We start from the raw sequence: 19855 nt of genomic DNA on the forward strand, positions 1-19855 counted from the left end.
CCAGCTCCGGCAATGGCTTCCAAATCAGCAGTAATCCCTTCCTTTGCTACATTTCCACCAATAAAATGAAACCAGGTCTCCGGGTGATAAATTTTTGGCGGCGATAAAAACAATTCCTCATCATGCGCTCCAAATGCTTGTTGTAATTCCTTCTCTGAAGGTACTATTGGGATTTGTGTCTGGTCTAAGCGGGAACAAGCGATTATGCAAAATATCCCTAAAAATAAGATAGAATGAATTTTCCAAGTAATTTTTCTTTTCATATGAATCATTAATTACTCTTATCAATTGTTTATAACAAAAAATAAAATATAGCCCTGTCGTGCAGATTTAATTATGTATTACTGCTAATAAGTTTATTTCTAATCCAGTAAATATATTTAAGTCAATTAATTTATACAGGTTTTATAATCGTTTCTCCGGCTGTTGATTGTAATTTCAAAGTAATGTACAAAAATCTTAAATTATAAAAATACGAATGTATATGACGCAGACTAGTTTTTCATTTTAGTAAATTTCCCTATGATAAACCAATAACCGGATGGAATTTGCTTTAATTGCAGTCAAAGCATCAACTTTCCCTGAACCAATTTCGAAAGCGTTTATTAGCTGATATCCATCCACAGAGATTTGAAAATCCTTTTCGTCTTCGAGATTTTTATTCCATACAACAACACCTAACTTTTCACCATTTAAAAATCCTTTAGCTACAATATTATCCCCTTTTATCGCAATACCTTCCTGATCAATAAAACGCCCTTTCCTAAAAAAATCAGCATGTTCATTCTGAAACTCAATTAGTGAATTTACATAGGCTGCTGATTCTTCCGCGGTAAATTGTTTTAGCATTTCGAGGTTAGGAGGATCAACCACATTTGTATAATCTTCATTCGTTACTTCATTATTTAAAACGTATTTCTTATCGCCGGGATACCGAATTTCAATTTCATGGCGCATTCCATAAACAGCAGCGAAATTTGCTTCTGTTTTTGTCAACATCGGATTGGCGTTACGCTGTGTTGTTACCAATTCGGGGAATGTATACCGAAATAATTCCGGAAATTCTTTGCGCCATTCAGCTGTTCCTATTCCGCATCCGTGAAAATAATCTACACTTTGAATATTCACATCTGTTGAAGATTCTGTCATTACAATGAAATCCGGATTAACCGCTTTTACTTTCCTATTAACTTCGGATAATAATATTTGCCGGAAATCGGCGTCACTTTCTCCGGGAGAATGGTCATGACTTTTTGAAAAACATAAATCAGGCTTTAGCACACCTAATTGATCATATAGAATTCCATCGGCTCCTAGATTCACGGCCTGAATCCCGAGATCAATCATTGTTTTGCGCCACAATTCAGAGCCGTTACATGCCTGAGCGAAAATGACAGGAGTTGCATTTTTTTGTTTGATATAAAACTGGATATCCGGTCGCATATTTTTGTCAAGCAAGATAGTTTCAATCCCGTTAAGCCTGTAAAAATCAGTGGATGTATCCATAATCTTTGCATTAGCATATAAAATAATTTTTATCCCTCTTTTGTGTGCCCTTTTAATTGCTTTTTTTAACTCTTCACGACCTCCCATTAAATTATCTGGAGGAAAATTAGGATAAAGATGATCGTGACCACCTGCAGCCCAGCCAAAAAGGCCAATCGTGCCCAAATTAAATTGTTGAGCAATATTGCATAATTTGTCAATATCCCTATAATTCCAGATTACTTCTTCATTTTGTTGCTTTAGGATTGCCAACAACCATCCTGAGTTGTTTGTCACCCATCCGGGAGCTGAAAATGGCTTAAAATGCATATCATACCAATTTCTATAAAACCGGGCTGCATTATACCATTGTCCTTTGTACAGCTTAACCATTACATCAGGGATTTTATATTTAGTTCTATATAATGGTGTTGTAATACTTGTCCTGAACATTTTATCCGATTTCACATAAGAAAGATTGAGTTTTTTTGTTGCCTGTAAAGAATCATGACAGCCAACATACAAACCAGCGTCTTCATAATTTATAGAAAACCATGGCATACATGTTCCCTGAACACTGGGGTACCATAAATTTTCATCACCGAATTTTTCTGAATTTTTTATATATTCTCCCAGTCCTGCCGGCCAAAAGATACTTTTATTCTTTTTTTCTCCAGGCATAATTTCAGTAAGCCTGGGATATTCCAATTCTTTGAATAACCACTCATCTGAATTGCATTTTAGCCAACCGGAAAAACAGAAGGCGTCATCTTTTAATGAAATAATAAAATTTGCATCTACCTCAACGGATTTATCTCCTACCAATAACGCATTTATTTCAAAACAAATAGCATCTACTCCACTACTTATGGAATAAGTCTTTAAAGGTGAAATGTAATATTCTTTATTGTCACTATTATTTATTAAGCCTATTTTCCACAAATCATCAATCGGAGTCCGAGCAATTACAGACTTACTTCCATTTTGAACTATTTCTAAAATTCCCTTTTTATTTATCGAAAGTGTTGCATTCTTGGTTTTTAATGTAAATGCTCCATCAAAAGCAGAACACGGTACTACCGAAAACCAAACTAAACCCAGAACGATACAAAAAATTGCCTTTTTCATATTTAAAATCGTATGTTTTTTGTTAACATATTGCAGTCATATAATTATAATCTCGCAATTTAAAAAGTATAACTATTTAAGTTTTGTTTGTTATAAATATTACTTCTATTTAAATGATATTCTAAACTGCATAAAAGCGAGAAGCTAAGCTATTACTGATAACGGCTTCTCGCTTTTATTATTTAACTAATATCCCTCATTTTGATCATCAATAGTAAGACTATTGTTGGCCTCAATTTCTGCAGCAGGAATTGGTAAAAATCTTGCATTAGGTCTTACATCTTTACCCATATCTTTCAATATCTGCGGGAACTTGCCGATTCGCATTAAATCAAAAAGTCGTTTGCCTTCTATAACGAATTCATAACTTCGTTCCCGGATAACTGAATCTCTAAAAGAACTTGCATCCAGTCCTGTTTGTAAGTCAAATTCTGAAATCTCGTTTACAGGTTGGGCATAGCCTCTCCTTCTTACCATATTAAATGCATTATATGCTTCCTGGTTAGGACCGTTATTTGCCTGTGAGAGGGCTTCTGCATACATTAACAAGATATCTGCATACCTGTAAATAATTGGATTATTAGGCGAATACCCCACACCTTTTTCATCAGGAGCATTCCATTTACCGTACGCCGGATATGGCCGGGATGTTTCTCTTACATTCCCAATTGTACCATCTCTTTTTAAATATTCCTCATAGACAGTATAGGCCTTCCGGGGATCGTTGTCGCTCCAGTTTAACCATATATCAGACTGTTCATCAACTTGCCAAACCTGTGCACCATTTGCACAATTCGCATTTTCAGTCCCACCTGCATGTGCGAAACTGGCAAACCAGTTACAATAATTGATACCGTCAACAACAATTGGATAGATAATTTCACTATTTATTTCATTATCTAAAGAAAAAATATCCTGGAAATTACTTAAAAGTGAATAATTACCGGAATCGATTATTTCTTTGGCTTTAGCAGCCGCCTTGGCCCATTCTTCTCTCGTCAATAAAACATCTGTAAATAATGCTTTTGCTGCTCCTTTTGTAACTCTGCCATATTCACTTGACACTCTCGTTTGAGGAAGATAGTCCTCGGCAAATTCGAGATCTTCAACAATGCTTACATAAATTTCATCGATTGATGCTTTAGGTGTGTTGGCTTTGGCTTCCGTGTTAACCAGACTCAGGCTTAATGGAACTTCTCCCCATAATCGAACAAGGATAAAATACATACTTGCACGAATACACCGCGCTTCAGCAATCAATGAATTTCTTTCAGCTTCATCCATATCTACGTCAGGGATACGCTCTATACAAACATTCGCCCGATTAATAACGTTGTAGATGCCTCCCCAAAGTTCTTCCAGATATGCATGATCATCTCCGATGTTAAAATCATCAATACATATAAATAAGGGATTTCTATGAATTGTTGATTGATCGTCAAGCAAATGTAAGAAATCCCAATACCAACGCTCGTACACTTTGTTCCTCTCAACAAGGCCGTTATAAACACCAATGATAGCAGCTTCTGCATTATCAGCATTAGTATAAAAGTTTTCTGCTGCAAGAAACGAATAGGCTTCTTCTTTTAAATAATCATCGCAGGAGGAGGCTCCCAGCAGAATACCGATAATAAGAATACTTTTGAATTTCATTATTATGTTAATTAAATTTTTCATAAGTTCAATTAAAAATTTATATTTATTCCACACGTAATTGTTTTTACAGAAGGGTAAGCCCCATAATCAATTCCTTTCTTCAAATCAGAACCACCGAATGAACTAACTTCAGGATCATAGCCTGAATATTTAGTCAGCGTAAATAGGTTTTCACCACTTAAATAGACCATGGCACTTTTTATCCAATCAATCTGTTTAAATGATAAATCATACGAGATGCTAATGGTTTTTACCCTTAAATATGAAGCATCCTCAAAAAAACGATCTGATATTAACGGGCTAACATTAGATAATCTTGGATATTTTGCATTTACGTCAGGATTATCAACAGAATAGTGATCCTTCACTTCGGTCATTTGGTTTCCATTCCTTGCAAATGAATCTCCAATTGAAAATTTTGTCGCATTAAATATTAACCCACCTTTAGAGCCCTGTAGAAGTGTGTAAAAACTTATTCTTTTGTACCTGAGATTTAAATTGCCTCCATAAATAAAATCAGGATAAGGGCTACCAAGAATGACCTTATCATCTGAATCGATTAAACCGCTGTTGTTAGTATCAACATATTTTTGATCACCAGCCTTTGCTGTTGGCTGAATACTTCCATCGGTTTGATCGCTATCCCACAAACCATCTTCTTTATACCCCCAGAAGGAAGATAAAGGATATCCTTCTTTAATAATATTAACATATGTATCTATGGGTGAGTGAAATGAACCTGCAAAAAATTGTCCTGTTGATGTGGCAACTTTGAGTACTTTATTCCGGTTTAAAGAAAAATTAGCCCCTATTGCAAAAGACCATTCATCATTTTCAACAATATTTGAATTCACTGCAAATTCCACACCTTCATTTTTCATGTCCCCAAAATTTTTCAGTAATGAACCGTACCCTGAAGAAAGTGCCAATGGTACTGATGCAAGGAGGTCATTGGTTTTTTTATGGTAATAATCGAAAGTCAGAATTATTTTCTGATTAAGGCATCCAAAATCAAAGCCGGCATTAAATTGTTTTGTGACCTCCCATTTTAAATCAGCATTTGGCATTGATGAAGGAACAAATCCAATATATCGATCTTCATTTTCTCCGAAAAGAGCAGAAACTGTGCTAAGACTTGACAACGAATTGTAAAGACCTATTTCCTGATTTCCTGTTGTACCGTAACTTGTCCTTAATTTGAGATTACTAATGAAAGATAGATTCTTTATAAAATTTTCTTCTGACATCCTCCAGGCAAATGCACCGGAAGGAAAAATTCCCCACTTATTATTTTCACCTAATCTTGAAGACCCATCTGCACGTGTAGTTATAGTAAAAAGATACTTATTTTTATATATGTAGTTAATCCTTCCTAACCACGAAAGCATTGTATATTTTGTTTTGGAAGACCCAGGAGTTGTAATAGTGCCCCCCGATGATAATGAGTTTATAAGCAAATCATCAACAACAAAATCTTCAGCCCCTGCATTAAATCTCATGCTGGTTCCTCCTTCCATCGTAAATCCAGTGGTGATATTCAGTTCGTGCTTGTCATCATAATTCTTTTTGTACGACAGGATATTCTCATTTAGATACTGATAAGAGTCTGATTCGCTTATGCTTGCAATACCACTTGGGCTATTAAGCATAATTCTTTTCATATAAGTGTCGTTTCTGGAATTTGAGTATCGTCCACCCAGGCGTACGCCAAATGTAAGCCCGTCAAAAATGTTAAACTCTAAATTTGTAATTCCATTAAAATTGTTGCCAATAGAATGATTGTAAAAGCCATCAATAACAGCTTTCGGATTATCCCAGATAGGTTCTGATGTTGCGAGCGTACGAACCGGATAGTAATCCCCATTTTCATCATACACGGGAGCTATCGGATTCATAACAAGTACCCGATATACCAAGCCATTAGCATCTGTTGAGATATTTGCTTTATTATTTATGGCATGTGATGCAAAAATACTGGTTGCTACATTAAACCATTTAGATACCTTATTATCCAGGTTTACTCTAATGCTTCCGATTGAATAATCTGAATTATCGATAATTCCTTTTTGGTTGGCGTAATTACCGAAAATCCCGTATTTATTCATTTCATTGCCTCCCGTTATTGATAAATTATAATTCGATGACGGAGCCAACCGGAAAGCAACATCCTGCCAATCTGTGTCGCCGGGCAGATTATTTATGTCGTAATATGGTGAAACACCAATATTATTTGCTTTTTCATTTGCAAATTCAGCATATTCTTTTGCATTCAGTATATCAAGTTTATTACGTACCTTTTGTATTCCGTAATACACATTAAGATTTACATTGGAATTAAGTTTTCCCCTCTTTGTAGTAATAATAATTACCCCATTTGCGCCTCGTGAACCGTAAATTGCAGTTGCCGATGCGTCTTTTAATATTTGAACAGATTCAATGTCATTAGGATTTGTTACCATCCCTCCGGGTAATCCATCAACCACATATAACGGATCATTACTGCCCTGCATCGAATTTCCTCCTCTTATTCTGACAATACTACCACTTCCCGGAGCGCCACTTGTTTTAACAATCTCAACCCCTGAGACCGAACCTTGTAACATGTTAGTTATGTCTCTTAGCGGGGTCGTTTTAAAATCATCTGAAGCTACAGAACTGACAGAACCCGTCAAATCATTTTTTTTCATGGTACCATAGCCAATAGCAACCACTTCATCTATTCCAATGGATTCATCTTCCATCACAACATTAATTTCAGTCCGGTTATTAACCACTAATTCCTGTGACCGCATTCCCACAAATGAAAATTGCAGATTAGCTTCTCCGGAAACATTGGCTAATGAATACTCGCCACTGGCATTGGTAACAGTACCATTGGTTGTTCCTTTAATTAATACAGTTACCCCTGGAAGTGGAGTTCCTGATGAATCTGTAACTTTACCCGATACCTTCATTGGCTGTGGCTCTATTGCTGCTGCCTCTGACACCGTCGTCAACACTATTACTCTGTCAATAAAATGATAATTAACACCGGTATCCTTAAATAAATCATAAAGAATGTTATTAACTTTCGCGTCTCGGTAATCAACATTGACCTTTCTATTTATATCAACCGCATCACGATTGTAAACAAAATTGAACTCACTATTCTTTTCTATCTCAGTAAGTACTTGCTCGACAGTGGCATTTTTTAAAGAGATGGTTAATTTGGCAAATTGAGAATAACTCTCTGATGCCATAAGGTTTAGAAATCCAATAAGTAAGAGTAGTAAAGTTAGTTTCATTTTTAATCCGATTTTTTGCACGAAGCCAATAACCTTGCCTTGTGCATAAAACATTCGTTTTTTTTTCATAATTTTAAATGTTTAATTAATATTTAAGGTTTTATACCTTTTATTGAACTGATGCAGGGAAGAGGGCAATCTTTCCTGCATTTTTGTTTTTAAGTTATCTTCATAGTTCTCTTGATTTGTCTTTTGATATGACTATTTTTCTTGTTGAAAATGTTTGGTCTTTATTTCTTTCAATACTAACTGACCTCCATATAATCGGTAATGAAACTGCAAATATTTCCATAATGCGATCAATATTTTGATCTCCCAAAGTTGCATCAAAGTAATATTCTCCTATTTTTTCATCTTCTAAAATAAATTTCACATTATGTATTCGTTCAAGTCGTTTTAAGATATTTTTAAACTGTGTATTTTTGAATACATATTTTCCATTTATCCATCCCGTGTAAATTTCTATATTATTCGTTTTTGCAATGGCAATGGTATTTTTTTGTCTGTTTAGTTTTCCTACCTCTCCGGGCTTCATCTTATGTTCGAAATCCGCAGGATTACCCTTTTCGTCCAATTTTTTTATTGAAATATTCCCCTCGATGAGAACGGTTTCTATATCGGGATTGTCTTCATATGCGTTAATATTAAAAGTTGTGCCATAAACTTTCACCTGCATTCCTGACGTAGTTACCAACATTGGTTTAGCCTTGTCTTTTATAACCTTAAAAAAACCTTCTCCTTTTAATTTTACTTCTCTGCACGATTGTTTACTTAAAATCGGGTACTGCAGAGAACTACCGGAATTTAACCAAACTTCGGAGCCATCAGGTAATACCGCTTTTGTTCTGCCTCCGACAGGAGCAGAAACTGTATTATACATCCCAGTCAATTGGTTAATTTTATCATCCTTGAATGATTGCAGTTCATGTGTTCTATCAAATAACCAGATAGAAGCAATAAGCAGTGGAATAAAAAGTATTGCTGCAGCTTTACTAATCCAGTTTATTATTTTTTTATTTCGTGGTATTCGTCGGGGGATAACTATAGTGTTTTCTATTCCCAATTTTTTCCATAAGTAATTTAATTCTTCATCAGAAAAGTCTATTTCCTTGAAACTTAATCCATTTATAATTGTCTTCGCTTTAATAAATTCATCTTTTGTAACAGAATATTGATTGATAAATGCTTTCTTCCTTTCCCTGTCAAATGAGTTGAAATTAATTATCCCATTTTGGAATTCTTCATCAGCAAGAAGCTTATTAAAGTCTTTTCTATATGGCATACTCGAATTAAATAAAATTCCTTATCTAATTTTATAGAGTATAAAATGGGGAAATAGTACTGCAAAAAATTGATTTATTTTTTAATGAATAGCAAAAAAAGGTTGAATAGCATGATGTCAATATCATCAATATCCTCCTTCGGGATGTCAGTTATGCCGGCAGACAACTTTTGAAGAATTTTGGGCATGTTGTTTTTTACTGATTGCTCCTTAATATTAATAATTTCGGCTATCTCTTTGTATGTTAACTGGTGATAAAACCGTAGGAAAATAATTTCCCGTTGACTTACCGGTAGAGAATTAAGGTTTTTGATTAGTTTTCCTTTTATATTATCAGATATAATTTCTTTGTCAATAAATTCATTGGGTTCAAAAATTAAGGCTTTGCTATCTTCTTCAGAAATATTATCAATTGGTGCGGTATAAAGTCTATCTTTTTTTGAAGCAAAAAGTCTCCTGCGTAAGGAAATGAATAAATATGCCTTTAAATTGGACACATCGCCAAGACCTTCCTTTGTTTGCCAGATTTTGATAAAAAGTTCCTGTATCTGATCGCTGACAAAATCGGAAAGGGGTACTAACTTAAACCCGTATGCATACAATTTTGGATAATAAAATTTAAAGATCTTTGAAAAAGAATTTTGGTCTCCTGATTTCATCATTTCCCATAGTATGCCTTCATTTATTTCATTAATTTTTCCCTTCATTTTATTAATCTTTTGTCCGTTTGGACATTCAAAAATAGAATTTTATAAGAATATTAGGAAAATTAGACCTATCAGGAAACGCTGTTTATTCGATATGACTTCCCTGAGTTTGTCCATATCCTTACTGATTTTCTTTTCTAATACTTTTGCGTAAATCTGTGTAGTGGAAATACTTTTGTGTCCCAATATATTGCTTACGGTTTCAATTGGTACCCCATTACTTAATGTAATTGTAGTTGCAAAAGTATGTCTTGCCAAATGAAAAGTCAAGTGTTTTTTTATTCCACAGATGTCAGCAATTTCTTTAAGGTATCCGTTTAATTTTTGATTTGAGATTAACGGGAATATTTTATCACGATTAACTGATTTTGGATGTTTCTTATATTTGTTCAAGATATCCAAAGCTTTTGGGAGAAGTGGAATTTTAACCGTGGTCTTGGTTTTTTGCCTGTTGGAAAAAATCCAGTATTGTCCGTCAACACCAAGAGATATTTCGTCTGGACCCAGATTGATCGCATCAATATATGACAGACCGGTATAGCAACCAAAAACAAAAATATCCCTTACTGTTCTTAAACGCTCAATCGCAAAGGTTTTGTTCTCAATTGTGGCAAGTTCCTTTTCAGATAAGAATCCCCTTTCATTTCTGGTAAAATGCAGTTTATATGACTCAAAAGGATTTTGAGCAATCCACCCCAGCCTTTGTCCAAGATTTACTATTTTTCTGAATCGTTCCAGGTGTTTCATCACACCATTGTTACCGAGTGGCATTTGGTGGTCTAACGGTTTAAAGTTTCGCATGAAAATCTCAAAATCAGTAATAAACTTATAGTTGATTTGAACCAGGTAGAAATCTGTAGCTTTAAATTTTTTCTTCAGAAATCGTTCAATATATTTTTTAGTCGTATAATAATTCTTTATAGTACCCGGAGCCAGAATATTTTTTTGAGTGTTGTTATGATATTTTACCAATTCCATCAATGTATGATCATTAAAAGAATCACCAAGGTAGAGCGCCTTAATATTTTCTGGAGTAACTCGTTGTTTACTAACCTGTAATTCCCGGTATGCTTCAGTTAACTGCGCGCGTACTTGCTCTAAATAACTATTAAATTTCTTGGCCTCTATGCCGGAACCTCTTGCAATGCCACGGTTGTTATTCCAGTCATCAACAGCCATACGCTTTTTCAGGGATAGTTCAGCACGTCTTGCTTCAACAGTAATTCGTGCATAGACAATTCCTTTGGTTTTATCCTTTTTACCTGTCCGAAGAATAAACTGAATACCGAAAGTGTGAGTTGTTTTCATATCATACAATTTTTAACGATTTAATCCGCTTTAATGCGTTTTTAGTTGATTGACTCACCGTTTAACTCACCAAGGGAATCAAAACGAATCAAACAAGAGTATTCTAAATGTTAAAACACCCTCCATTATCAACTGAAAAACAATCGGTTAATTCTTTCTGGTGAGTTCAAAGGTAAATCAAAAATGAACTCACCGTTTAACTTACATTTTTATGATATTTATTGATTTGAACTGATATTACAAAAAACAAAAAAGCCTGTAAATCATATAACTTACAGGCTTTTGGGTTTCTTTAAAATCCCCTTTTGTCGGGATGACAGGATTTGAACCTGCGACCCCTTCGTCCCGAACGAAGTACGCTACCGGACTGCGCTACATCCCGAATTTTTAAGTGCTGCAAATTTAAGCTTTTTTAGAAAAACAAAAACTATTCAGCGAAAATTTAAATAACAACAATTAATTTTTCACACAAAATAACAACAACATATAAATACAACAACCTATAAAACAACACAATAAAACATGAAACTACATATTTTAATAAACTTTTGTTCATTTAATATTTTGTATTATGTATGTTTTTACTTATTTTTGTAACCACAACAAATTCAATTACAATTTGCCGATATTCTTATATTAACAAACAGAAATGTAAACTATGAAAGTTGTAATCACTTCTACGGGCAACAGTTTAAATTCAAAATTTGATTTACGTTTTGGACGATGTGGATGGTTTTGTATTTATGATCCTGCCGACAAGAGTACCATTTTTTTTGAAAACAAAAGCAAGGATGCTAACGGAGGTGCCGGAACGAAGGCAGTTGAAGCCGTTGCTGAGATGGAAGCAAACCGGGTTATTTCGGGAGATTTTGGCCCCAAAGCAAAATCATTACTCGAAAAATTTAACATCCAAATGATTATTTTGGATGAAAAGAACAAATCCGTAAAAGACATTATTGAAATGATTAAAAATTAAAAGCTATGCCAGGATTAGACAAAACCGGTCCAAGGGGACAAGGCTCCCAAACCGGAAGAAGAATGGGAAGATGCAGACAAGAGCTCGAAAACGCCGTCGAAGAAACGCCTCGCGGGCGAGGAAGAGGATTTGGTAGAGGAATAAGGAGAAAATCTAAAACGGAAGACGACCGAAAAAGTTGGGGTGATGGGCTCGGTTTTGGTCGTGGAAGGGGAAGAAGACAAAGATAGATACAAACTGACTTCCGGATAATCGTACTGCTTTTGCAGTGCGATTATTTTTAGTCACTCAAAATAAGAAGATGAATAAAAAGATAGCTGTACCAGTTGATAACCACATGATTTTAGATGGCCATTTTGGTCATTGCAAATTCTTTGCGGTATTTGAAATTAGAGAAAATACAATTCTATCAGAAGAAAAAATAGTACCCCCGCCACACGAACCGGGATTACTACCAAAATGGCTGGCAGAAAAAGGTGTAAGCGATGTACTTGCAGGAGGAATGGGAAATAGGGCCATTCAAATATTCAACCAGCATAAGGTGAATGTTTTTGTGGGTGCCCCTAAAATGGATGCCAAACAACTTGCCGAAGGATTTCTAAATAACTCGATTCAGTTTACGGCAAATTATTGCGACCATTAAAACCTGAATAAACTGCAACAACAACTTCTACTATCCGATTAAAACCATTTTATAACATATAAAAAAATGAAGATTGCGGTTGCAAGTGGAAAAGGTGGAACAGGAAAAACTACCGTTTCAATTAACTTATACTTTTTTATAGCGAAGTTCTTCAACAAAGCAGTTCTACTTGTGGACTGTGATGTTGAGGAACCGAATGATGCCTTATTCTTCCCCGGTGCAGAGACAAAAGGAGAAAAGGAAGTATTTCTTCCCGTTCCTGAGATAGATCCGGAAAAATGTACATTTTGCAAAAAGTGTTCAAATTGGTGCGGGTTCAATGCTATTTCCATTGTAAAAGCGCTAAACTTTGCCGGGGTAAATGCTGATTTATGTCACTCATGCGGAGCTTGTTTGGAGGCCTGTAGTTTTGGAGCAATCAGAGAACAAAACCAAACGCTGGGACAGATAAAATATCTGGATACAGGAATCGGTTTGGGTTTAACAGAAGGACGCCTGAAAGTCGGTTCCTCTATGCAAACTTCATTGATTAAAAAGGTAAAGAAAGAAACAAATCCAAATTCAGAAATCGTATTATTTGATGCACCTCCAGGCACAAGCTGCCCGGTAGTAGAAACTGTTGCTGACGCTGATTACGTTATTCTGGTAGCTGAACCCACTCCTTTTGGTTTACACGACCTGAAAATTACTGTTGAGCTGTTATTGGATTTACAAATACCATTTGGCGTAATCATCAATAAAGCCGGGCTGGGAAATCGTAATGTTTATGAATTTTTGGTTCATTACAACATCGATATTCTGGCTGAAATTCCTTTTGATAAATCGTATGCAAGGAAATATGCATCGGGAGACATTTTAGAAAACATTCCGGTTGAAATTGAAGAAATATACAAAGAGCTGATTCAAAAACTGGAATTAAAACTGGCAGTGCGATGAAAGAAATTACAGTTTTAAGCGGGAAAGGAGGAGCCGGAAAAACAACATTTGCTGCTGCCCTCGCTTCTGTTGCACAAAATGCTGTGTTTTGCGATAACGATGTAGACGCTGCCGACTTGCATCTGATTTTTCAACCTCAGATAAAGGAAAGTCACTCTTTTAGCAGTGGAAATAAAGCAGAAATACAATCGAAAATTTGCACAAACTGCGGCTTATGTGCAGCAAAATGCCGTTTCGATGCGATTCATCTTAATACAAAAAAGCAGTATAAAATCAACCCTTTTCAATGTGAAGGCTGTAGATTGTGTGAACGAATTTGCCCTGAAAATGCGATTCAGGTTTTTGAGAATACAAATAATTCATGGTATGTTTCCAACACGCGTTTTGGAAAACTGATTCATGCTAAAATGGGCCCCGGTGAAGAAAACTCAGGAAAACTGGTTACACGAATTCGCGAAAAAGCCAAAGAAATTGCACTGGATACCAACGCCGATTTTATTATTAACGATGGTCCCCCGGGAATAGGCTGTTCAGCAATCTCTTCTGTTACAGGAACTGATTTGGTTTTGATGGTTATAGAACCCACACTTTCCGGTCTGCACGACGCAAAACGATTAATAGAACTGGTTCGTAATTTTGAAATTCCGATTTTTGCCGTAATTAATAAATACGACCTGAATCCAAAAGTGTCTCAAGATGTAGTTCAATATCTTTCTGCGAACCACATCACCCTCGCCGGAAAAATCGATTTCGATAAAAATGTGGTTGAATCAATAATATTTGAAAAAACTATTGTTGAATTTTCTCCAAATTGTAATTTTAGCAAAGAGATTTACTACATTTGGAATCAAATCACAGAGCATTTTAGTGTATGAAAAGGATAGTTTTTGCTTTTGCCTTAAGCAATGAAAATATATTTATAAATAATATTTTTGGAGATGCTGATAAATTTGCCATTTACCAGTTTTCTGACGGTGAGTTGGTTTTTATAAATGAGTTTCAAAATCCGGTTCCCAATCCCGGAAATATTGACATAAAAGAAAAACGGGAAAGAATTGTTTCTTTTTTAAAATCAAAAGATGTTACCGTATTGGTTTCCAAAAAGTTCAGCAAAAACCTGCGTTTGGTTACCGACGATTTTATCCCCGTTCTTATTGAAAAAGAGAATCCGGAACAGGTAGTTGAAATTCTCAATAAAAATATGAAATGGATAAAAGACGAGTTAAAAAACCGCCAATCGGGACACATGCTTTTCAGGATCAACACAGGTGTATTAAAACTGGCAATTAAATAGTCCTTTTTGGAATACACCACTGCGTTAAACAATGGCTTTAACAGAAAAAATATCTACCCATAATTTCAGAGCTTTTTTGTGGCACGCTACTTTTCTGGCGTTTGCCAAAAATTTTATGGATGTTGATACGATTATTCCGGCCATGCTGGTGGAAGCAGGAGGAAGCGCTTTTCATATCGGGTTAATGACTGCAATTATGCTGGGAGGTTCCAGTTTTACCCAATTGTTTTTTGCCCCTTATTTAAGTAACAAAACTTATAAAAGAAAACATCTTCTGCTAGGAATTAATACACGTATTTTTTCGCTCATCGGGCTTGGCATTTTATTGTTTCTTTTAACCGGGGAACAAACCGGATATGTTATTTGGCTGGCCTTTGTATTTATTGCTCTTTTTTCTCTGGCTGGTGCATTTGCTAACATCAGTTATACCGACATTTTAGGAAAATCAGTCAACCAGGAAAAACGAAAATCATTTTTCTCATCCCTTCAAATTATCTCAGGAATCATTGTTTTAATTTCTGCTTTTTTTGTGAAAAGAGTATTGGTTTGGAAAGCATTCCCTGTAAATTATGCTTTGATGTTTTTTATTGGAGGCGGACTTTTGCTTATTGCTTCCGGAGGATTCTGGAGTATAAAAGAAGTGGTTCCTTCTGCTATGAAAATATCCGGGATAAAGGATTTTTTTAAGGTCTTAAAACGGGAATTGCATGAAAATAAAAAGCTCGCCTATTTTCTGGGATTTATCAACACACAGGGGATTGCCATTTCCTTTCTTCCATTTGTGATTTTATATGCCAAAGAAATTTTTAAAGCCCAAAGTAATGATACTGGTATTTTCCTGATTTTCAAAGTTATTGGGATTGTTTTTGTGAGCCTGATGGTTTTGCTGGGCGCCAAAAAATTAAAATACAATGTGCTTTTATACAGCAACGTAATTTTGTCGTTGATTTTGGCAGCCACTGCCTTTTTTATAACAGATGTCTCGATGATTAAATACGTTTTTATCATCGGAGGGGTTGTTTACTCCTTGTATACAATGAGTATGAGCGGCCTTTTACTTGAAGTATCGGGAAATGAAAACCGCGCATTATATACGGGATTTGCCGGCGCAGGAAATATTCTTCCGGCTTTGTTTCCACTTTTGGGAGGTGCCGTAATCAGCCACCTGGGATTTCAGTCGTTTTTTATTTTGTTTATGGTAATTATTGCATCCTCCACCTTTTTCATCTTTAAAATTGATTGTAAAAAATGAAACTCACCGTACTTACCGAAAATGTTGCCGGCGGTTCTTTTCTTGCAGAACATGGAATCTCCTACCTCCTTGAAATTGACGGGGAAAAAATATTATGGGATACCGGTCATTCAGATGTGTTTCTGAAAAACGCTGAAAAGATGGGTATAAATATTCATTCAGAAATAAAAAAAGTGGTTTTAAGCCACGGGCACTGGGATCATGTTGATGGTTTGCAACATTTGGAAAACAAAACACTTATTACACATCCTTCGTCCTTTATCAACCGCTTTAGAAAAACAGACCACTCCCCTGTTGGATTTAGATTCACCAGGGAAAAAATTACGGAAAAATTTGAGTTGAAAGAAACGACATCTCCGCTAAAGATCACTGAGAATCTCTGGTTTCTGGGTGAAATTCCGCGAGAAAATGATTTTGAATCGCAAACCACTTCTTTTAAGGACGAATTTGGAAACGATGATTTTATTCCTGATGATTCTGCTTTGGCCGCGGTAATTAAAAACAAACTGCTTGTAATAACTGGTTGTTCCCATTCCGGAATTTGCAACATTGTGGAATATGCAAAAAAAGTCACAGATATTTCGTCGGTCGATACCGTTATCGGTGGCTTTCATTTAAAACACAACAACCTGCAAACACAAAAAACGATTGAATATTTCAAAAAAAATGCAGTAAAAAATGTCTATCCTTCTCACTGCACTGATTTGCCGGCTTTGGCTGCTTTTTTTGAAAGTTTTAAATTTCAGCAGGTAAAAACCGGCATGATATTTACCTTTTAATAATCAATTTCTTTTTCTGCATATTTATAAATTTCAAAGTCCTCCATCAAACCATAATTTAACAGATCATATTCATTTCCGGAAGGCTGAATTATGGGGGCTGTTTTAAAACTCCCCGGTGTAACCAGACCCGGAGTAGAGAAATTATGATGCGGGCCAAATGTGTTTTTATTGCTGCCTGTAATTTTTACTTTAATATCGTGAATTCCATACGGAACAGTAACTTTCATTTTGTAAGGTTTTTTATACAAAATCCCCTGATGACCCTCATCCACCAATATTTCGGCAACGGTTCCTTCCCAGGCATTCAACTCTACCAGAAAATCGGTTTCCAATTTTAACTGAACCTTTTTTGAATAGGCTATGGTTTGCCCGTAAAAAGGCATTCCCTGATTTTTCCACGAGCCTAACTCCAATTCCAGGGAATTCTCTAACATCCAACCGTTGTTGGTAGGAAAAACAGCAAAATCGCCCAGTAAATAAACCGGTTCCAGTTCACAATAAACAGAAAAAGGAGAAGCCGTTAAAACCACTTCATTTCGGCCCACCTGAATCAAATTACCGATTTCAAATAAACAGAAATCTTTATCCATCCAGTTTTTGTTTTCCAGTTCTGTTACCGGTTTTCCATTTACCAAAATTTTATACAACCAGGGCTGCTCCACCACAAGCTGAATTTTCTTTGATGAAAAGGCTGAATCAACAGTAAAAGGATAACAAGCTGTAAATCCGCTGCCTGTGCCAAAAGTATCGGCATCAACCAGTTCTGTTTTAAACTGACTTGACGAAACCCATGGATTATCAGGGTAACCGTGATGTTGCCATATTTTGTTGGCCGCTTCGTAAAAATACATCGGTTCAGCGTCAAAAGTATCCAGAGTCAGTTCCACATAATCGATGTTCAGTATATTTTGTGTCACCGGTTTTATGGTCATTTCCCCTGCGTCGTAAAGTTCCATTTCCCGTTCTTCTTTTGGTTCCGGGCTTTTTTTGCCTGACTTTGAAATAAAAAACAAACGGCTTCCGGCAGGAGGCAGAGTCGCTGAAAAATGTACATTACCGCCTTCGCGTTCAAAAATGTAATTTTCTGTTTTTCCGTTTTCAGTATGTAAACAAACGACACCTTTTCCTTTCATTTTCAAATTGACTTCCGCTGTTTCATCTTTATCAAAATTGGAAATAAAAAGCAGTTGTCCGTCTTTCAATTCTCTTCGCTGATGAAAAACCTTTCCGGCGATCGAATCCGGATGTTCAAATTGAATATTCTCATTTTTTGCCAGGTCAGCAAAAAAGGAAGGATTCAGGGACTTTTCATTTTTCCAGTTTTCATTCTTTTGCAGATCAGCAAAAGAAGCCTTTTCTCCGTCAACAAACTGAAGATTTCCCAATTGAATGATTTCTCCTCCTTTTTTGGCAAATTCCTGCAACAGGTGAAAAGTTGATTTATCCAAATTCTCAAGACCGGGAGGTAAAACAACGATTTCGTATTCTGCCTGATTAATCACAAATTTGTTACCATCAATTTCACCATGACGATTGATAATGTCTTCGCACCCCAAATCGTATTCCACCTGCCAGCGTTCCAATTGGTCCAAAAAAGGCTCAAATTTTGTTTTTATCTCCTTCAATTCACGATTCTCCCCCTGCGGATTGTAATACATCCAGGCAGTGGTAGTTGGCTCAATTACTACTATTTTATTGTTTTGAACACCGGAGGAAAGTGCCACCGACAACCGGGCAAAATAATCAGCGAGATATTTGTAAACACCCCAGTAAGGACTATGTGTTCCAAAGGACTGCGGAAAATCGTGCTTTCTGTCGCCCACCAATGAGATGTATGCAAGATGCTGATTCATAAAGTTGACTCCCAGAACATACTCCCAGTCGCCCAAACGTTTCATATCAAAGAAAGTCAATTCCCACCCGGCAGCGCCATATGTTTCGCTTAATGTGCGGTGTCGGCCAAACTGATTAGCCACCGATGAAAGCTCTTTTACATTTCGAACATTCCCAAACTGGTCCGGACGAAGTTCTTCTGCATTAAAAAGCATGTCAATTGCCGGTTGCTGATGCCAGGCATACATCGCCATGTTATCCGGTCCTTCCTGCGGACTTGGCCAGCCATGTTCCCAATAATGCCCGGTCCAGGCCAGATTCTTTTCCTCGGTGTATTTATACCAGGGTTTCGACCAGCGATCGATAAACAACTGCAAAATAACAGATTGATAATCGTGTCTCACTTTTTTCCAGTCACCGGTTTCTGTTATCAGCGACATTAAATGAGACTCCAGTTTATATCCCCGTCGTTTTTCAAATTGCTCATATAAATCAGGTGTATATCGGATTGTTCCATGGCTCCGGGTGTTTGTATTTGGTTCATCGGTAAAAATGCCGGGAACACGTTTTCCAAATTCCCTGCCAAGGGTCTGCTCATAGCCTGGCATGGTTATCTCGATAAACTTTTCAGTAACACCCGGTTTCAACAAATCAACATAAGAATAGCCGCCAAACCACTTTGATTTTCCATAATCTTCCAAAATCAAAACACAATACTCCCCTTCCCGGCCTTTCTCATTGCTGCTTATTTCTGTTATTTCTTTCCATTGGTTCGCTTCTTTCTTAAATACATGTTTCACCCTGGCATTTTCAGGAAGCTCCAACACTTTCATAAAAAGGGACTTTAACCGGACTCCTTCACTGTTTGATTCGGGCATTTCAGCCGCAACATGCCCACCGGCAAAACCACTTGGAAATGAATTTTCATCGTAAATCCAGATTTTTAAATCCAGTTCCCCGGCTTTCTCAAACGAATACTCCACCAACTCCCACCATTCTTCCGACAAGTACTCTGTAATTAAACCATAGCGCGGATGAATAAAAACACCGCCAATCCCTTTATTTTTATATTCTTCCAGTGTTTTATCAATATCCTGTTTGGTTATTTTTGAATTCCATACCCACAAGGGAGCAGTTCGATATCCGGCAGACGGATTCCAAAACTCCTTTTTCATTTTTCGGAAGCTGTTAATTTTCTCCGGTTCTTTATTGTTCTCTTTTCCACAAGACAACAAAATGATAATCAGGCTAAAAACAGGTAAAAACTTTTTCATTTAAAATATTTTATT

Annotated in this window: 16 protein-coding genes and 1 tRNA gene; 8 read left to right on the forward strand and 9 right to left on the reverse strand. The window is 36.2% G+C overall.

From position 1 onward, the window contains the following. From K5G00_RS25775 to K5G00_RS25810, 8 genes are all read right to left on the reverse strand, one after another. Window positions 1-263: hypothetical protein (locus K5G00_RS25775; RefSeq protein WP_238769389.1), on the reverse strand; the 263-nt coding region annotated here is incomplete at its 3' end. Window positions 264-507: 244 nt separating this feature from the next. Then, window positions 508-2613 (reverse strand): DUF6259 domain-containing protein, encoded by a 2106-nt coding sequence (locus tag K5G00_RS25780; RefSeq protein ID WP_238769390.1) that lies wholly within the window; start codon window positions 2611-2613, stop codon window positions 508-510. A gap of 186 nt (window positions 2614-2799) precedes the next feature. Continuing rightward, on the reverse strand, window positions 2800-4266 hold the full coding sequence (locus tag K5G00_RS25785) for a RagB/SusD family nutrient uptake outer membrane protein (protein ID WP_238769391.1): 1467 nt from the start codon (window positions 4264-4266) through the stop codon (window positions 2800-2802). 32 nt (window positions 4267-4298) lie between these two features. Continuing rightward, window positions 4299-7622: a TonB-dependent receptor gene (locus tag K5G00_RS25790; protein ID WP_238769392.1), complete on the reverse strand. Its 3324-nt coding sequence runs from the start codon at window positions 7620-7622 to the stop codon at window positions 4299-4301. Window positions 7623-7722: 100 nt separating this feature from the next. Next, complete coding sequence (locus K5G00_RS25795; protein ID WP_238769393.1) at window positions 7723-8835, reverse strand: FecR family protein; 1113 nt, start codon at window positions 8833-8835, stop codon at window positions 7723-7725. Window positions 8836-8909: 74 nt separating this feature from the next. Further along, complete coding sequence (locus tag K5G00_RS25800; protein WP_238769394.1) at window positions 8910-9542, reverse strand: RNA polymerase sigma factor; 633 nt, start codon at window positions 9540-9542, stop codon at window positions 8910-8912. 42 nt (window positions 9543-9584) lie between these two features. Then, complete coding sequence (locus K5G00_RS25805) at window positions 9585-10850, reverse strand: site-specific integrase (RefSeq protein WP_238769419.1); 1266 nt, start codon at window positions 10848-10850, stop codon at window positions 9585-9587. A gap of 308 nt (window positions 10851-11158) precedes the next feature. Continuing rightward, window positions 11159-11232, reverse strand: a tRNA-Pro gene (locus K5G00_RS25810). 276 nt (window positions 11233-11508) lie between these two features. Between K5G00_RS25810 and K5G00_RS25815 the strand changes: the two genes are divergently transcribed. The 8 genes from K5G00_RS25815 to K5G00_RS25850 all read left to right on the forward strand — a co-directional run bounded on the left by K5G00_RS25815 (window position 11509) and on the right by K5G00_RS25850 (window position 16730). After that, a complete protein-coding gene (locus K5G00_RS25815) occupies window positions 11509-11826 on the forward strand; it encodes a NifB/NifX family molybdenum-iron cluster-binding protein (RefSeq protein ID WP_238769395.1) in 318 nt (105 codons plus the stop codon). A gap of 5 nt (window positions 11827-11831) precedes the next feature. Continuing rightward, complete coding sequence (locus K5G00_RS25820; RefSeq protein WP_238769396.1) at window positions 11832-12056, forward strand: DUF5320 domain-containing protein; 225 nt, start codon at window positions 11832-11834, stop codon at window positions 12054-12056. 71 nt (window positions 12057-12127) lie between these two features. Next, entirely contained in the window at window positions 12128-12469 is a 342-nt protein-coding gene (locus K5G00_RS25825; protein WP_238769397.1) for a NifB/NifX family molybdenum-iron cluster-binding protein, read from the forward strand. 66 nt (window positions 12470-12535) lie between these two features. Continuing rightward, entirely contained in the window at window positions 12536-13405 is an 870-nt protein-coding gene (locus K5G00_RS25830; RefSeq protein WP_238769398.1) for a nucleotide-binding protein, read from the forward strand. Next, on the forward strand, window positions 13402-14280 hold the full coding sequence (locus tag K5G00_RS25835) for an ATP-binding protein (RefSeq protein ID WP_238769399.1): 879 nt from the start codon (window positions 13402-13404) through the stop codon (window positions 14278-14280). Before K5G00_RS25830 ends, K5G00_RS25835 begins: the two co-directional genes overlap by 4 nt. Then, window positions 14277-14699 (forward strand): NifB/NifX family molybdenum-iron cluster-binding protein, encoded by a 423-nt coding sequence (locus K5G00_RS25840; protein WP_238769400.1) that lies wholly within the window; start codon window positions 14277-14279, stop codon window positions 14697-14699. Before K5G00_RS25835 ends, K5G00_RS25840 begins: the two co-directional genes overlap by 4 nt. Window positions 14700-14730: 31 nt before the next feature. Further along, complete coding sequence (locus K5G00_RS25845) at window positions 14731-15951, forward strand: MFS transporter (protein ID WP_238769401.1); 1221 nt, start codon at window positions 14731-14733, stop codon at window positions 15949-15951. Next, window positions 15948-16730, forward strand: a complete 783-nt coding sequence (locus K5G00_RS25850; RefSeq protein ID WP_238769402.1) for an MBL fold metallo-hydrolase — start codon at window positions 15948-15950, stop codon at window positions 16728-16730. The genes K5G00_RS25845 and K5G00_RS25850 overlap by 4 nt, the downstream gene beginning before the upstream one ends. Here K5G00_RS25850 and K5G00_RS25855 read toward each other — a convergent pair. Next, complete coding sequence (locus K5G00_RS25855; protein ID WP_238769403.1) at window positions 16727-19840, reverse strand: glycosyl hydrolase; 3114 nt, start codon at window positions 19838-19840, stop codon at window positions 16727-16729. The two genes, K5G00_RS25850 and K5G00_RS25855, sit on opposite strands and share 4 nt — an antisense overlap. Window positions 19841-19855: the final 15 nt, after the last annotated feature.

This window comes from Maribellus maritimus (genome assembly GCF_022267315.1).
GTDB classification, from domain to species: Bacteria; Bacteroidota; Bacteroidia; order Bacteroidales; family Prolixibacteraceae; genus Draconibacterium; species Draconibacterium maritimum.

Coding starts and splice junctions, on each gene's coding strand:
- K5G00_RS25780 (WP_238769390.1), bottom strand. CDS start 2,613: ATGAAAAAGGCAATTTTTTGTATCGTTCTGGGTTTAGTTTGGTTTTCG.
- K5G00_RS25785 (WP_238769391.1), bottom strand. CDS start 4,266: ATGAAATTCAAAAGTATTCTTATTATCGGTATTCTGCTGGGAGCCTCC.
- K5G00_RS25790 (WP_238769392.1), bottom strand. CDS start 7,622: ATGAAAAAAAAACGAATGTTTTATGCACAAGGCAAGGTTATTGGCTTC.
- K5G00_RS25795 (WP_238769393.1), bottom strand. CDS start 8,835: ATGCCATATAGAAAAGACTTTAATAAGCTTCTTGCTGATGAAGAATTC.
- K5G00_RS25800 (WP_238769394.1), bottom strand. CDS start 9,542: ATGAAGGGAAAAATTAATGAAATAAATGAAGGCATACTATGGGAAATG.
- K5G00_RS25805 (WP_238769419.1), bottom strand. CDS start 10,850: ATGAAAACAACTCACACTTTCGGTATTCAGTTTATTCTTCGGACAGGT.
- K5G00_RS25815 (WP_238769395.1), top strand. CDS start 11,509: ATGAAAGTTGTAATCACTTCTACGGGCAACAGTTTAAATTCAAAATTT.
- K5G00_RS25820 (WP_238769396.1), top strand. CDS start 11,832: ATGCCAGGATTAGACAAAACCGGTCCAAGGGGACAAGGCTCCCAAACC.
- K5G00_RS25825 (WP_238769397.1), top strand. CDS start 12,128: ATGAATAAAAAGATAGCTGTACCAGTTGATAACCACATGATTTTAGAT.
- K5G00_RS25830 (WP_238769398.1), top strand. CDS start 12,536: ATGAAGATTGCGGTTGCAAGTGGAAAAGGTGGAACAGGAAAAACTACC.
- K5G00_RS25835 (WP_238769399.1), top strand. CDS start 13,402: ATGAAAGAAATTACAGTTTTAAGCGGGAAAGGAGGAGCCGGAAAAACA.
- K5G00_RS25840 (WP_238769400.1), top strand. CDS start 14,277: ATGAAAAGGATAGTTTTTGCTTTTGCCTTAAGCAATGAAAATATATTT.
- K5G00_RS25845 (WP_238769401.1), top strand. CDS start 14,731: ATGGCTTTAACAGAAAAAATATCTACCCATAATTTCAGAGCTTTTTTG.
- K5G00_RS25850 (WP_238769402.1), top strand. CDS start 15,948: ATGAAACTCACCGTACTTACCGAAAATGTTGCCGGCGGTTCTTTTCTT.
- K5G00_RS25855 (WP_238769403.1), bottom strand. CDS start 19,840: ATGAAAAAGTTTTTACCTGTTTTTAGCCTGATTATCATTTTGTTGTCT.